Origin of the sequence: uncultured Aquincola sp. (genome assembly GCF_964001545.1) — a bacterium.
Lineage (GTDB): Bacteria > Pseudomonadota > Gammaproteobacteria > Burkholderiales > Burkholderiaceae_C > Aquincola.
On sequence record NZ_CAXFDV010000863.1, the window covers coordinates 1 to 14,455 of the forward strand.

The following is a 14,455-nucleotide window of genomic DNA, read 5'->3' on the forward strand; positions in this document are numbered from 1 at the left end:
CTCGAAGCACTCGGCGACCAGGGCGTCCTTGTCGTCGTGGTGGTGATAGAACGAGCCCTTGGTGACATTGAGCCGGGCCGAGATCTTGTCGACCGACGCGCCGCGATAACCCTGCTCGTTGACCAGCGCGGTGGCCGCGCGCAGGAAGGCATCGGCCGCCGCGTCGCTGCCGTCCAGCAGGCGCCAGCCGGCCTCTGCACCCTGGCCCGCCGGCGGCCAGCCGGCCTGCCGGCCCGGCCCCTGCGCCAGCACCCCGAACAGCAGCACCTCGGCCGCCTGCGCGGCCAGATCGGCATATTGGTCGGGCTCGTACTGCCACAGCCACACCCGCAGCCACAACGCGGCCGACAGCAGCACATGGCCGCGGGCATTCAGCTCGCGGCGGCCGATGCCGGCCGTCTCCGGCCCTTTCAGCAGCGCGCGCACTTGTCTATACATGTCGGTATAGCGGCCCCAGGCCTCTTCGGCCTGCGGGCTGGGCAGTGCCAGCAGGTCGTTGAACTGCATCACCGCCGGTTGCTGGCCCCGCTCCACCGCGGCCAGCGCCTGCGCATGGCCCACCAGATAGCGCCGCACGCGGCCGGCCACGTCGGCCTCGTGCGCAGCCTGCGCCACCAGCTGGTCGTGCAGGTCCAGCGCGCGCAGCACGCAGGCGATCGCCAGGTCTTCCTTCTTGCGGTAGTAGTAGGTCACGCTGTTGGTGACCAGGCCCACGCGGCCGGCAATGTCGGCCAGCGTGGCCCCCTTGACGCCGCGTTCGTTGAACACGGCCACGGCAGCCTGCAGCAGCGCCTCTCGCTTTTCCTGGAAGCGCGGCGTCTGCGCGGCAGTGGCGGCGGGGGCCGTGCGCAAGGGCAACGCAGGTGAACTCATGGGGCGGGCAGGGGCTGGCGAAACTGCGCGGATGATACGGGCGCACCGGCGGCGGCCCACCCGCCCAGCATGCCGCCTTTCGAAGACCGGGTACGTCGGCGTTTGCCCTTGTCGCCCACCTTACACACCGGGTTGGTGTTGTTGTGGATGCCGCGCTTCAGAAGCACTGGTACGGTAGCCGGTTCAGCCCAACCCCACTCCCGGAGCGCGCGCATGTCTCTTTTTTCGTTGGAAGGCCAGGTGGCCGTCATCACCGGTTCGTCCCGTGGCATCGGCAAGGCGATTGCCGAACGCATGGCCGAACAGGGCGCGCGGGTGGTGATCTCCTCGCGCAAGGCCGAACCCTGCAACGAGGTGGCCGCCGCCATCAACGCGCGCCACGGCGCGGGCCGTGCCATCGCCATCCCGGCCAACATCTCGAGCAAGCAGGACCTGCAGCACCTGGCCGAAGAAGCCGTGCGCCAGCTGGGCCCCATCGACACCCTGGTGTGCAATGCGGCCAGCAACCCCTACTACGGGCCGATGGCCGGCATCGAGGACGACCAGTTCCGCAAGATCCTGGAAAACAACGTGATCGCCAACCACTGGCTGATCAACTTCGTGACGCCTTCGATGGTGCAGCGCCGGCAGGGCTCCATCGTCATCGTCTCCAGCATCGGCGGCCTGCGCGGCTCGCCGGTGATCGGCGCGTACAACATCTCCAAGGCGGCCGACTTCCAGCTGGCGCGCAACCTGGCGGTGGAACTGGGGCCGCACAACGTGCGCGTCAACTGCATCGCGCCGGGGCTGATCCGCACCGACTTCGCCCGCGCGCTGTGGGAAGACGAAGCCATGCTCAAGCAGCGCATGTCCACCACGCCACTGCGCCGCATCGGCGAGCCCGACGAGATCGCCGGCGCCGCAGTGTTCCTGGCCAGCAAGGCGGGCAGCTACATGACCGGGCAGAGCATCGTGGTGGATGGGGGCGTGACGATCTAGGCTGCTGCAGCCGACGCCGGCAGCCCCCGATCCGACGTCGCCTGCCACAGCACGCGCGCATCCAGCAGCGTGAGCATGTGGCGGCCGGCGCCTTGCACCAGGCGCTCGGTGCCGTTGGGCACGGTCTGCAGGTCGTCGGGGTTCACTTCGAACACCGGGCCCAGTTCGTCCACGCGCAGCGCCAGGCGGTGCTGCGGGGCGGCCTGGGCCACCACGATGGGTGCGTCGTCGAGCGCGGTGCGGTGGATGCCGCGCAGCAGGGCGACGTCCAGCACGGGCAGCAGTTCGTGCTCGAACGACAGCAGGCCTGGCAGGTGCGGGCGCTGGCTGCGGGCCTGGGGCAGCGGTGTCACGCGCACACCGTCCAGCGCCTGCAGCACCTGCTCGATGGGCAGGCCGAACCAGCCATCGCCCAGCCGGAAGGCGGCCACGCGCAGCAGCGGCTGGCGACCCCGCCGCGCGGACAGCGGCCGGGCCTCGAAGGTGGGCACGGGCGCTTCGGCCTCCGGCAGGCGGTGGCCCAGCGGCGTGAGCACCAGGGTGCCCACGTCGTCGGCCTTGTCGGTGCGCGCCACCGGGTATTCGCGGTAGCCGCCCGCCATCGCATAGCCCACCGCATGGGCCATGCCGTCGATGTCGATCACGCACACGCCCGAGGCACCCGCCGCCAGCTGGCCCCAGCCCGGCGGCAGTGGCACCGGTTGGCCCACGGGCTGTGTGGGGTCGGTGCTGGCCACCAGCAGGCCGGCGCGGGTGACGATCTGCGCGCAGCCGGGCAGGTCGCGCGGCAGTGCATCGGCCAGCATGGCCGCGAACTGCGGCGCGCCGTCGAACACGATGCCGATGGCGCCCACCGACCGCTGCTGCGCATCGCGCAGCGCCGCGCCGAACACGTAGGTGGGCCGGCCTTCATACAAGGCCGTGGGTGCATGGCGCGAGACGGCATGGGCCTGCCCGTCGCGGCAGGCCAGCGCCGCCGCCACCCAGGGCTCGTCGATGGCCTGGCCGCGCCAGTGCGCCGCTTCAGGCTTGGAGACCGCCACCACCTGGCCCTGCGCATCCACCAGCACCAGCAGCGTGTACACGGTGTACAGGCGGTTGATGTGGGCCAGCACGGCCTCGGCCTGCGGCACCTCGGCTTCGCCGGCCAGGGTGGCGCGCAGCACATCGTCCAGCGCCCACCAGCGCACGTCGTTGGCCCGCTCATAGAGGTTGCGGTCCATGATGTCGATGGCCAGCCGCGCATGGTGGCGCACGCGGTCGAACAGCGCGGCCAGCGTGCTGCGGTGCAGGTTGGCGATGGCCTGGTCGAACACGCCGCGCAGGCGTTCGCCGGTCAGGCCCACCTCGCCCAGCAGCGTGCTGGCGAAGGCGGCGCCCGACAGGCTCTCTTCGCTTTGGCGCAGGCGCCCGTTCCACAGCAGCCGGGCCAGCCCGCGCTCGATGCGCAAGGCCTGCGGGCCGATGGCCTGCAGCTGCGCATCAAACAGGCTGTGGGTGTCGATGCGGTCGAGGTCGTCGGGCAGCGGCGGCTGCGCATCGCCCTGCCCCGGCAACGGCGGCTCGAAGGCGGCATCGGCCGGCACCACGGCCAGCGCCTGCCAGCCCGGGCCGCCATAGCCTTCGTAGCCCGTGGGCTGGGCCCGTGCGGCCACCAGCTCGCGCCCGGCAAAGCGCAGGCGCGGCGGCACCGGCATGGGCAGCACCGCGCCCACCGGCAGCAGCCAGGGGTCGGCGCTGGCCACCACGCGGCCTTGCGCGTCGATCAAGGCCAGCGCGCCGGCGTCGTGCTGCGCGCCCAGCTGCTGGAAGATGCGCTGCATCTCGTCATCGAACCGGAAGGACAGGCACAGCACACCCACCACCGCGCCGTTGGCGCCGCGCACGGCATGGGCATACAGCAGGCCGCTGCGGCCACCCTGCAGCGGCAGCGGGCCGGCATGTTCCACGTAACGGCCACTGCGCAGGGCCTCGGGCCACCAGGGCATGTCGGCGGGCTGCGGCCCCGGCAGGTCGGTTGCCAGCAGCCGCGCCAGCACCTGGCCCTGGGGCGAGAGCAGCATCACGTCGTCGTACACCGAGTACTTCGCCACGTAGGCACGAAAGCGCGCTTCCAGCGCAGCGCGGCGTTGCGGGTCGGGTTCGGCTTCGCCGATGCAGCGCTGGGCATGCTCGCGCAGCACGCTGTCGGTGGACAGGAAGCCGACGTCGGCGGTGCGCTCGAACAGGTTGCGCACCAGCACGTCGATGGCCACCTGCGCCCGCGACTGCAGGCCCTGCCGCAGGTGCGCCAGCGTGCGGGTGGCCAGCGCATCGAGCAGCGTGCTGCCCAGCTGCTCGAAGGCGCGGCGGGTGCTGCCGATGTCGGGCACTGCGCCGCTCATCTGGCCCAGCAGGGCCAGCGTGTCCCACACGGCTTGCAGGCGCTGCAGGTTTTCGCGCTGCTCCTCCACCGTGTCCATGCGGGCGACGAGGCCCGCCACGTCAGAGGAAAAAGGGAAACCTCGCCGGTAGGTGATGGAAGACATCGCGCAGGGGGTGGAACAGGGAGACGGTCAGGCTAACGTCAGTTGTAACGAGTGGTCGCAAGAATTGACGCAGCCCCCACGGCCATTTCCCTACCCTGCACCGCGCCGGTGCAACCAGAGCCGTTCGGCCAGTTCAAACGCCCCTTCAAAGAGCAGCGCGAGCGCGGCCGACGGCAGCGCGCCGGCCAGCATCATCTGGTTGTCGTTGAGCGCCAGCCCGGTGACGATGCGCTCGCCAAAACCGCCCGCACCGATGAAGGCCGCCAGCGTGGCGGTGCCCACGCCGATGACGGTGGCGGTGCGCACGCCGGCCACCAGCGTGGGCAGTGCCAGCGGCAGCTCGATCTGCCAGCGCACCTGCCCGCGGCGCAACCCCAGCGCGGTGGCGGCCTGCTTCAGGCCCGCAGGCACTTCGGCCAGGCCGGTGCAGGTGTTGCGCACGATGGGCAGCAGCGCATACAGCGTCAACGCCACCAGCGCCGGCACGGTGCCGATGCGGCCCAGCGCCCAGATGAGCACCGCCAGCATCGCCAGCGAAGGCACCGTCTGGCAGATGCCCACCACCGCCAGCAGCCCCGCGCGCCACGCCGGCCGGCCCGCCACCGCCACGGCCAGCGGCACGCCGATGGCCACCGCCGCGAGCACCGAAGCCAGCACCAGCCCCAGGTGCTGCAGCGCCAGCCGGCCCAGGTCGGCGCCCAGCAGCTTGCCCCACAGGCCGCGTGCAGCGCCCTCCTCTGCCGCCCCAGTGCGGCCGGCCAGGTGGTCGCGGGCGATGGTCTCGAAGGGCACGCTCTGCAGCTCGGCGCGGGCGTTCATCGCGATCATCTTGCGCTCGTCGATGCTGCCGGCCAGGCTCTGCAGCGCCCGCCAGGCGGCGGGAAAGCGCTGCGGCACGTCCAGCCGGTACAGCACCACCGCGTCGTAGCGCGGGAAGTACTGGCGGTCGTCTTCCAGCACGCGCAGGCCCAGGTGGCCGATCTTGGCGTCGGTGGTGTAGATGTCCATCACGTCGATCTGGCCCTGCGCCAGCGCCTCGTAGGCCAGGCCGTGGTCCACGCCGGTGGGTTGCTGCGGCAGGCCGTAGGCGCCGCGCAGGCCGGGCCAGCCGTCCTGCCGGCCGATGAATTCGTTGGACAGGCCCATGCGCAGCGCCGGGTGTGCCGCCAGGTCCGACAGCCGGCGGATGCCCAGCCGCTGCGCATCGGCCTCGCGCATGGCCAGCGCGTAGCCGTCGTTGAAGCCCAGCGGAATGGCCACGCCAAAGCCCAGCGGCGCCAGCTGGCGCTGGATGCTCTCCAGGCTGCCAGGGCGCGGGTTCTTCAGAATCTCCTGGTCGATGGTGCCCAGGTACTCGGGGTACAGGTCGATGCGGCGCGAGCGCAGCGCCTCGTACACGATGGCGGTATTGCCCAGGCCGGCCAGCACCTCGGTGCGGGCATGCGGCGCGGCCGTTTGCGCCAGCACCTGGGCCAGCACATACGCCTCGGTGAAGCGCTTGGAGCCGATGCGCAGCGGCTCATCCGCGGCGGCTGCACCACCGATCAGTCCACAAAAAAGCAAAAACCCGGTGAACGCCAGGCGCCATCGGTGTGTCGTAGCGTCGGGCCAGGATGTGTGGTGCATGGCGCGTAGGCTAGCAGCCGACATGCCCATGGCGCATCCACCGCCTCTTCCATAAGTCGACCCCACAGGAGTTCACCCCATGCTCAATCGCCGCCAACTGCTGGGCGCCAGCCTGGCTTCCAGCGCGCTGTACGCCACCGGTTCCTTCGTGCCCGCCTGGGCCCAGAACGCGCCCGACCTGGGCACGCCCGCCCTGCCCGCCACCGGCTTTGCGCGCATGAAGGTGGGCGAGGTGGAAGTGATCTCGCTGCTGGACGGCATCACCCGCCGACCGCTGGCCGCCGAATTCGTGAAGAACGCGCCGCTGGCCGAGGTGAAGGCGCTGCTGGCTTCGCAGAACCTGCCCACCGACTACATCGACGTGCCGTACACGCCCTTCCTGATCATCAGCGGCGGCAAGCGCACGCTGGTGGACACCGGCCTGGGCGAATTCGGCGGCCCCACCACCGGCAAGCTGCTGCAGCAGCTGCGCGCGGCGGGCTTTGCGCCCACCGACATCGACAACGTGCTGATCTCGCACTTCCACGGCGACCACATCAACGGCATCCGCAACAAGGCGGGCGAGCTGGTGTTTGCCAACGCCCGGGTGATGGTGCCGGCGGCCGAATACGCCTTCTGGATGGACGATGCGCAGATGAGCGCGGCGCCCGCCGGCATGAAGGGCGCCTTCGAGAACGTGCGCCGCACCTTCGGCAACATGCCGGCCGACAAGCTGCAGCGCTTCGAGGCCGACGTGGAGATCCTGCCCGGCATCCGCTCGGTCGCGGCTTATGGCCACACGCCGGGGCACACGCTGTTCGAGCTGACCTCGGCCGGGCAGAAGTTCTTCTACGTGGCCGACCTGACCAACGTGCCGGCGCTGTTCGCGCGCAACCCCGACTGGGCCGTCACCTTCGACATGGATGCGGAGAAGGCCCGCCAGACACGGCGCGCGGTGTTCCAGCGCATCACCGCCGGCAACGCGATGATGGGCGGCTTCCACTATCCCTTCCCGGGCTTCGGCCGCATGGCGCCGGCCGGCAACGGCTACGCCTTCCAGCCTTCGGCCTGAGGGGGCGGCCGTTGAAAGGCATCGTGTTTGCCGCAGCAGCGGCATGACTGAATCTCTGCATGCTGACGCGGCACCGCCCTCGGGCCGCCATCGCCTGGTGATCGTCGGCGGCGGCGCCGGCGGCCTGCAGCTGGCGGCCCGGCTGGGCCAGCGGCTGGGGCCCGACTTGCCGATCGAGCTGACGCTGATCGACGCCGCCCTGACCCATGTGTGGAAGCCGCAGCTGCACGAGCTGGCGGCCGGCACGCTGGGCGGCCCCGACCAGGAAACCGACTACCTGCAGCAGGCCCAGCGCCACGGCTTTCGCTTTCACCTGGGGCGGCTGGAGCGCATGGACCGCAGCGCACGGCAGCTGTGGCTGGCGCCGCTGCTGGACGACGACGGCCACACCGTGGCGCCGCGCCGGGCGGTGCCTTACGACACCGTGGTGCTGGCGCTGGGCAGCGTCGTCAACGACTTCGGCACGCCCGGCGTGGCCGAGCATGCGGTGGCGCTGGACACCGCCGACGACGCCCGGCGCTTCCATCGAAGGCTGCTGTCGCTGTGGGCACGCAACGAGCTGCAGGCCGTGAGCCAGCGCGAGCGCACGCCGGTGCGCATCGCCATCGTCGGGGGCGGCGCCACCGGCGTGGAGCTGGCGGCCGAGCTGATGGAAACGCTGTCGGCGCTGGCCGGCTTCGTGCCGCACCTGGGCGGCTCGGCCCCCGCCCGCGCTGATGGGCTGCCGGTGCGCATCCACCTGCTGGAAGCCGGCCCGCGCCTGCTGGCCGCCCTGCCTGAAGCGGTGGCCGCACAGGCGCAGGCCGACTTGCAGCGGCGCGGCATCGACGTGCGCACCGGCGTCAAGGTGACGGGCGTGACCGCCAGCAGCGTGCTGCTGGGCGACCAAAGCCTGCCCGCCGACCTGACGGTGTGGGCCGCCGGCATCCGCGGGCCGCAGGTGCTGCAGCAGCTGGACGGGCTGGCCCTGACGCGCAGCGGCCAGCTGGAGGTGCTGCCCACGCTGCAGACCACGCTGGACCCCCGCGTGCTGGCCATGGGCGATTGCGCCTGGTGCACGCCGCAGCCCGGCGGCCCGGCGGTGCCGCCCCGCGCGCAGGCCGCGCACCAGCAGGCCGAGATGCTGGCCGCCGCCCTGCCCGGCTTCATCCGCGGCGAGCCGCTGCCGGCCTTCCGCTTCGACGACAAGGGCTCACTGGTGTCGATCGGCCGCCGCCATGCGGTGGGCCGCCTGGTCACCCCGGGCCAGGGCGGCGGCTTCAACCTCGATGGCCTGCTGGCCCGCTGGGCCTACTGGGGCCTGCAACGCCAGCACATGGCCACGCTGCACGGCCCGCTGCGCACCGCCCTGGCCACCATCGGCGGCTGGCTGATGGCGCGCACGGGGCCGCCGGTGAAGTTGCACTGAGCTACTTGGGCGCTGCTTCGGCTGCTGCGTCGGCTTCTGCCTCTGGCCACAGGCTGGGGAAGAGAAAGCGCAGCGCATTCAGCGGGATGCCGAAGCGCACCGGCCCGCGTGGCGAATCGGAGCGCAGCAGGCCGGCGTCCAACAGCTTGCCGATCAGCGTGGTAGCTGTGCGCTCGCCCAGGCCGGTCATGCTGGCGAAGTCGCCGCGCGACAGTTCACCCTGGGTAGCAAACAGGTAGTGCAAGGGCCGCAAGGCTTCCAGCCGCACACCTCGGCGTACCACGTGCGCTTCGTGCGCGAGCAGCGCGCCCAGGCGGTCCTGCATGTCGCGCAGGTTCAGCATGCGGGCCATGAACCGCACTTGATCCAGGCACACCTGCAGGAAGAAGGTGATCCATGCCAGCAGCATGCGCTCGCTCAACTGCCCGCGACCATCCAGGTCGCCCTGGCGCGGCAGGTCGGCATTGCCCAGATGCTCGCTGTAGCGATCGGCCTGCCGCGCCAGGCCCCGCAGCGGCGACCACAGGCCGCCCGTCAAGCCCATGGCGCCCATCACCGCCAGGCTGTGCAGGCGCGAGACGCGGCCGTTGCCGTCGGCGAACGGGTGAATCCACACCAGGCGGTGGTGAGCTGCGGCGGCCGCCACGACCTGCAGCTCGCCGCGACGGGTGCCGGCGTAGACGGCGGACCACCTCGCCAGCAAGGCAGGCACCGCATCTGCAGCAGGGGCGACATGGTGCTGGATGCGCACTTGGCGGCTGCGGAGCTGCCCTGGCGTGACGATCAGTTCTTCAGTGACGGCGCCTTGTGCGTCGAGCAGCCGCACGATACGGTCGGCGTCGCTGAGCTGGACAAACAGATGGCGGTGGATGTTGCACAAGAAGTCTGGTGCATAGCAGGCCGCCACGTCGGGCGCTTGCTCGTGAATCCAGTTCTCTGTCGCCATGTGGGCGACCGCCAGACGTTGAAGCCGCGCCTTGTCGGCGTCCTGCGAAAAGTCGTGCGACAAAGCTTGCTCGATCTCCAGAGGGCGTGTGTGCTCGCCCTCGATCTTGTTGGAGTAGTACGAGTTCATCGCACCGAGCAGCTGGGCCAGTTCGGCACTGGCGCCGCTCTGGCAGGCGCCGGTCAGCCGTGTGGCTTCCACGCGCAAGTCGTGCGCGAGCTCCAACACCTGACCGGCTTGGGCGTCTTGCGGAAGCAGCGGCTCCATCTGCGAAGGGTGCCGGATCATGTGCGCCTTGCTTTGCGGATGCGAAATGTTCCGCAAGTGATTGTCTCACTTCATCTTTTCGATGAGTCTTCGGGTTTGCTTGCGGATCCGTCTTCGTCTGCCGTGGCCATTCACGCGGGATACAGCCCCTTCACCCGCCCGAAGAGCCGCGCCAGCCCCAGCAGCGCATCCACGTTCGGCGTAGGCACGCCCACGCGGCGGCCCAGCTCGTGCACCGCGCCGACGATGGCGTCCAGCTCCATCGGCCGGCCGGCCTGCACGTCCTGCAACATCGAGGTGGAAATGGCGCCCAGCTTGCGCGTGACCGCATGGCGGTCTTCGGGCGCCTGGTCGATGGCGCAGCCGATGCGCCGGCCGATGTCGGCCGCCTCCTGCATCGCGGCCGAACAGAAGGCGCGCACGAGCGGGTCGTCGAGCACGCGGTCGACCGTGGCGCCGGTGATGGCCGACACCGGGTTCATCGTGAGGTTGCCCCACAGCTTGAACCAGATGTCGTAGCGGATGCGCGGCGAGGCCGTGGCCTCGAAGCCGGCTGCCCGCAGCACGCCGGCCCAGTCGTTGGCGCGGCTGGATTCACCGCCCGCCGGCTCACCGACGATCAGGCCCTGCCCCATGCGGTGTTCCACCACGCCGGGCGCGCTGGTGCCGGTGGCGGCATGCACCACACAGCCCAGCACACGCGGCAAGGCGATGGCGGCGCCGATGTGGCCGCCGGGATCGACGCTGTCGAGCGGCGCCTGGCCGATGCCCGGCAGGCCTTGCACGAACCACCAGGGCACGCCGTTCATCGCGGGCAGCACCACCGTGTGCTCGGCCAGCAGCGGCGCCAGCTGGCCCGCCACCGCGGCCAGGGCCGGACCCTTGACGGCCACCACCACCAGGTCTTGCGGACCCAGCGCGGCCGTGTCGGCGGACGCCGCTGCGCAGGGGGCCTGGTGCAGCTCGCCCGCTTCACGCAGACGCCAGCCTTGCTGCTGCAAGGCCTGCAAGGTATCGCCCCGCGCCAGTGCGCTCACCTGGTGGCCGGCCATCGCCAGCCGGGTGCCCAGAAAGCCGCCGATGGCGCCGGCGCCGACGATGGCGATCCGGCGGGGCGCGCTCATCGGCCGCTCCCGGCGGGCATCGAGGCGGGGCACTGGAAAGGCAAAGGGCAGCGGATCATGTCGCGGGCTTTCAGTGAGGCGGGGTGACCGGGCGATTCTGGCCTGCAGCCGCCCGCCGTTGGTACAGCGCGGTGACGGAGGGTGAGGCATGGCCCAAGCGCCCTTGCGCCGTGTCCAGCGGCAGCCCCTGCGCCAGCGCCTGCACGCCATGGGTGTGGCGCAGCCAATGGCTGCTGGCGCGGCGCAGGGCCTGCGCGTCGGCCGTCTCGCCCGCGGCAGCCGCATCGGCAGCGCATTGACGAAACAGGCGCTTGATTTGATCGGCCAGCGTGGGCGCGGCGATGCCTTGGCGGGGATCGATGGCGCGGCCGGCAGCCAGAGCGGGGGCGCGCAGGCTGAAGTCCGCGGCCTGGCCCAGCAATGGCACGTCGGCCTGGGCGGGGTGCAACGGGTCTTGCAGCAGCCCGCGGCCGGCCAAGGAGGCGCGCAACAGCGCGGCCCAGCCGGCGGGCACCGGCAGTTCCCTGCCGCGGGCACCGGGCGCGCGGATGCGCAGCCACAGCGCGTCGGTGTCGGCGGCGTCTTGCGCCTGCAGGTCGCCCAGGCGCGCCTCCACGGCTTCCGACAGCCGAAGCCCGAGGCCCTGCATCAGCCCCCAGGCCAGCCGCAGCCGCAGCGTGGCCGCGGTGTCGGGCAGGCGGTGCAGACGCCGCGCGACCCAGCCGCACTGGCGGGCCGACAGGCTGCGCCCGGCATCCAGCGCCGGGCGGGGCGTGCAGCCTGCGGCGGCGCCCTCCCAAGGATTGGCGCTGACATGGCCCTGCGCCCGCCAGAAGGCGTACAGGTTGCGCAGGATGGTGATCGTCTGCCGCCGGGCGCCGGCCGACAGCGGTCCTTCAAAGGGTCGCCACAGCGGTGATGACCTTGGCTGGTGGCGCGGCCCGCACCAGGTGTCCTGGGGTTGCGGGTGGCGCACGAAGTGCAGGTAGGCCTGCACGTCGGCCACGGCCACCGACGACAACGCGATGCCGCGCAGCAGCACGGCCCAGAGCCAGAAGCGCTCGACTTCCCGCCGGTAGGCCCGCTGCGTGTGCGGCGACGCGGCGGCCTTGCCGTGCAGCCAGGCCATCACGGCCTCGCGATCGGTGGTCGCGCCCAGCAACGACAGCGCCAGCGGCTGGCGAAATCGGCCGAGACGGCCATCGAGCGCGGGTGGGGGCTGGAAATGGTCCAGCGGCACGGGGGTGCCGGCCGCGGGACACAGGGCGGGCTCCTCACGCCAGGCGCCCGCCTGGTCACGCAGCCATTGCTCGATGCGCGCCGCCTTCAGCGCACCGACGCCCCGCACCGGTCGCCACCACCGCCCGGTGGCCCCTTCGACACGCTGCTTCAACTGCCGCAGCGTGAGCAGGCCCGCCGCCATCAGGCGGTCGGCCAGCCGGGGGTCGAGCCAGGCGTCCACTGGATCGTCCAGCGCCGGGGGCCGCGTGCTGAGCGATTCCAGCCACCGCAGCGCTTCCAGCTGGCGCGCGACCAGGCGTGCGCGGCGACCCAGCCTCTGCACCGCCCGTCCGTGCGCGGCCTGGTAGGCCTCCAGCTGCTCGGCCTCGGAGAAGTCTTCCAGCCCGCGCTCGGCCGCGAATGCTCCCAGGCTGGGCAGGGCGGCCGCATCGTCGGGCACCCGTTGAAGGTCGACCAGCACCAGCCGCGCGATGCCATGCCGCCGCTCCCGTCGGGCGGCCGCCGCGAAGGCATCGCGGATCGTCTGCACCGTCGAGCGCATGCGCGCCGGCTCCGGCGGCGCATCGTTGCCCGGCTGCAGGTAGCGCACCCAGGCGTCGCGCAGTGCCACGCCCTGCACCAGCGCGCGCATGAAGGCGAAGTGGCTGGGGTGCAGCCGCACGGTGGCGCCCGGGGGGGCGGCGGGGCCGTACAGAGGCGACGAGGGGGGAAAAAGCGCGTCCATGCAGGAAGCCGAGAATTTGCCGTCGGTTTTATAGGGGGTTGATTACTGAGCTGAGTGTACTTTGGTACTGGCTCGACGGCTGGGAGGCGCCAACGCGGTAGCCGGATGGGCGCAGGGGCGGAGAGTTTTCGGGAAGGCAGATTCGGGCGAGAACTTGATTGGCTTGGCGCTGAGCGGCCACCTTCCGCCGCAACGTGCGTTGCCCGGGGCGCTGAGAGGAGCGGAAGCTGCTGCAGCGTTTGTAGCCGTCGGCGGCTGACACGTCAGGCGCTGAGGCCTCAGGCGAGCGACGCTGAAAGATTTCGCGCTTTTTGGTTGGAGGGCTGACGAGGGCTGGATGGCGGTCGACACTGCGACAAAGCGCAGCCGCTGCTCAGGGGTCAGTGCGCGGGCGACCCTTCATTGGATGAGAGAGTGGGCACGCGCGAAAGCCTCTGCTGTTGCGTCCGATCGACTGACCGAGGGCATGCGGGTCAGCAGCCCAGGCGGCAGGAAGACGGGCGCCCCGCTCTAGAGTAGAACGGGCGGGTCACGTCCCTTCCGCCGCTCTCACAGAACCTGTGGAGGCCGGCTGCCGCCTGGCACCGCCGCCCATACGGCCTGGTGGAGACTTTTCAGGAACGCCCTTGACGCTTTCCGGGCGCAGCAACGGAAAGGGTTGGACCGTCCAACCCCCGCTTGCCTTCACTGTTTCCGTCCCGACGTTCAGCGACGTCACGCGGCGGCCAAGGCGATCGCCTACGACGCCGGGCGCTTTTGTGGCGTCGCTTTGTGGGGCCAGGCGGGGCGGCTGCCGTCCGACGGGTGCTGAGTGAGAGCCGCTCAGTGGGCTCTGCATTCGCAGGCGTGATGCAAACAGTGAATGGGGGGTAGGCCACCTTCGAACGCTGTACAGCGCGGCCGCTTTGGCACTCGATCAGCGCGGGCCAGATGCCGCCAACCTCGACCATGTTCGGCGCTTAGACGCCAAATGAGCCTCTTCGACGCCGAGGAGATAGCACCGGGTTGGCGGCATCGCCACCTGCCCTCTGGCTCCGCAGCCTTGGTCCTCCGCCATCAAGCGCCGCGGCCAAGTGCCACGGCCGATGCGACGGTCCACGGCGCCTGAAAGGCCTGAGTTGCACGCTCACCAGCAATCGCCGCGCGCTAGCACCGCCTTCGTGCTGCTCCCGACTTATCTGGCAATGGCGTTGGCGGTTCAACGTCGCTGCGGGCACACCTAGTGCGCCGGCAGAGGAACCGCTTCCGCTTCGGGAAGTCGCCCAGGATTGGCGACGCGCCAGCCCACCGTGTTTAGCCTTGTCCGAGTACGCACGGTGACGGTACGAGCGCTACGCTACGACGCCAGCGCGTCGGCATGGCTCCATGGGCCTCCGGGTCCTTCGCCTGAGCCCCTTCAGGCGGACCATCCGCCAAGCACCGGCACCTCTGCGCGCGCAGCCAAAAAAAAGGGGTTGGACCGTCCAACCCCCTCTTCCTGTCCAACCCCCCGGCAGCTACTGACCTGCCACGCCAAAGAATTGCCTGAGCACCGCCGCAAGGGCCTCACGCTGGTGGTCGGTCAGCGAGCGCTGGAATCGGACCACGGTACGGCCTTGTTCATCTGCGCCGATGACGGCCAAGCGTTCACGATCGTTCTGGATGACATGCTCCGCTTGCGGTTCAGTGACCGGCCGGTCGTCCATGTC

Annotated in this window: 10 protein-coding genes; 3 read left to right on the plus strand and 7 right to left on the minus strand. The window is 70.9% G+C overall.

Annotation, left to right across the window (positions count from 1 at the left end):
• On the minus strand, window positions 1-873 hold an 873-nt coding region (locus tag ABNT58_RS29700), incomplete at its 3' end, for a TetR/AcrR family transcriptional regulator (RefSeq protein ID WP_348756949.1).
• Between the two features lie 213 nt (window positions 874-1,086).
• On the opposite strand from ABNT58_RS29700, the gene ABNT58_RS29705 reads away from it, so the two are divergent.
• Complete coding sequence (locus ABNT58_RS29705; RefSeq protein ID WP_348756950.1) at window positions 1,087-1,851, plus strand: SDR family oxidoreductase; 765 nt, start codon at window positions 1,087-1,089, stop codon at window positions 1,849-1,851.
• Here the strand turns inward: ABNT58_RS29705 and ABNT58_RS29710 are convergent.
• Both ABNT58_RS29710 and ABNT58_RS29715 read right to left on the minus strand, forming a co-directional pair.
• Complete coding sequence (locus ABNT58_RS29710; RefSeq protein WP_348756951.1) at window positions 1,848-4,379, minus strand: chemotaxis protein CheW; 2,532 nt, start codon at window positions 4,377-4,379, stop codon at window positions 1,848-1,850. The two genes, ABNT58_RS29705 and ABNT58_RS29710, sit on opposite strands and share 4 nt — an antisense overlap.
• 90 nt (window positions 4,380-4,469) lie before the next feature.
• The gene (locus ABNT58_RS29715) at window positions 4,470-6,005 is read right to left on the minus strand and encodes a glycine betaine ABC transporter substrate-binding protein (RefSeq protein WP_348756952.1); all 1,536 of its coding nucleotides are present in this window, start codon (window positions 6,003-6,005) and stop codon (window positions 4,470-4,472) included.
• Between the two features lie 79 nt (window positions 6,006-6,084).
• Between ABNT58_RS29715 and ABNT58_RS29720 the strand changes: the two genes are divergently transcribed.
• Window positions 6,085-7,056 (plus strand): MBL fold metallo-hydrolase, encoded by a 972-nt coding sequence (locus ABNT58_RS29720; protein ID WP_348756953.1) that lies wholly within the window; start codon window positions 6,085-6,087, stop codon window positions 7,054-7,056.
• Window positions 7,057-7,099: 43 nt separating this feature from the next.
• Window positions 7,100-8,464 carry an NAD(P)/FAD-dependent oxidoreductase gene (locus ABNT58_RS29725; RefSeq protein WP_348756954.1) on the plus strand — a complete coding sequence of 455 codons (1,365 nt, stop codon included), beginning with the start codon at window positions 7,100-7,102 and terminating at the stop codon, window positions 8,462-8,464.
• Between the two features lies 1 nt (window position 8,465).
• Here ABNT58_RS29725 and ABNT58_RS29730 read toward each other — a convergent pair whose 3' ends face one another.
• The 4 genes from ABNT58_RS29730 to ABNT58_RS29745 form a co-directional block, all read right to left on the minus strand.
• The gene (locus ABNT58_RS29730) at window positions 8,466-9,698 is read right to left on the minus strand and encodes a Fic family protein (protein ID WP_348756955.1); all 1,233 of its coding nucleotides are present in this window, start codon (window positions 9,696-9,698) and stop codon (window positions 8,466-8,468) included.
• Window positions 9,699-9,808: 110 nt separating this feature from the next.
• On the minus strand, window positions 9,809-10,801 hold the full coding sequence (locus ABNT58_RS29735) for a 2-dehydropantoate 2-reductase (protein WP_348756956.1): 993 nt from the start codon (window positions 10,799-10,801) through the stop codon (window positions 9,809-9,811).
• Window positions 10,802-10,871: 70 nt separating this feature from the next.
• On the minus strand, window positions 10,872-12,767 hold the full coding sequence (locus ABNT58_RS29740; RefSeq protein ID WP_348756957.1) for a phage integrase family protein: 1,896 nt from the start codon (window positions 12,765-12,767) through the stop codon (window positions 10,872-10,874).
• Window positions 12,768-14,263: 1,496 nt separating this feature from the next.
• Window positions 14,264-14,455: hypothetical protein (locus ABNT58_RS29745; RefSeq protein ID WP_348756958.1), on the minus strand; the 192-nt coding region annotated here is incomplete at its 5' end.

Bases quoted from the DNA above. Each gene is read 5' to 3' on its own strand.
- ABNT58_RS29705 (WP_348756950.1), top strand. From the start codon at position 1,087: ATGTCTCTTTTTTCGTTGGAAGGCCAGGTGGCCGTCATCACCGGTTCG.
- ABNT58_RS29710 (WP_348756951.1), bottom strand. From the start codon at position 4,379: ATGTCTTCCATCACCTACCGGCGAGGTTTCCCTTTTTCCTCTGACGTG.
- ABNT58_RS29715 (WP_348756952.1), bottom strand. From the start codon at position 6,005: ATGCACCACACATCCTGGCCCGACGCTACGACACACCGATGGCGCCTG.
- ABNT58_RS29720 (WP_348756953.1), top strand. From the start codon at position 6,085: ATGCTCAATCGCCGCCAACTGCTGGGCGCCAGCCTGGCTTCCAGCGCG.
- ABNT58_RS29725 (WP_348756954.1), top strand. From the start codon at position 7,100: ATGACTGAATCTCTGCATGCTGACGCGGCACCGCCCTCGGGCCGCCAT.
- ABNT58_RS29730 (WP_348756955.1), bottom strand. From the start codon at position 9,698: ATGATCCGGCACCCTTCGCAGATGGAGCCGCTGCTTCCGCAAGACGCC.
- ABNT58_RS29735 (WP_348756956.1), bottom strand. From the start codon at position 10,801: ATGAGCGCGCCCCGCCGGATCGCCATCGTCGGCGCCGGCGCCATCGGC.
- ABNT58_RS29740 (WP_348756957.1), bottom strand. From the start codon at position 12,767: ATGGACGCGCTTTTTCCCCCCTCGTCGCCTCTGTACGGCCCCGCCGCC.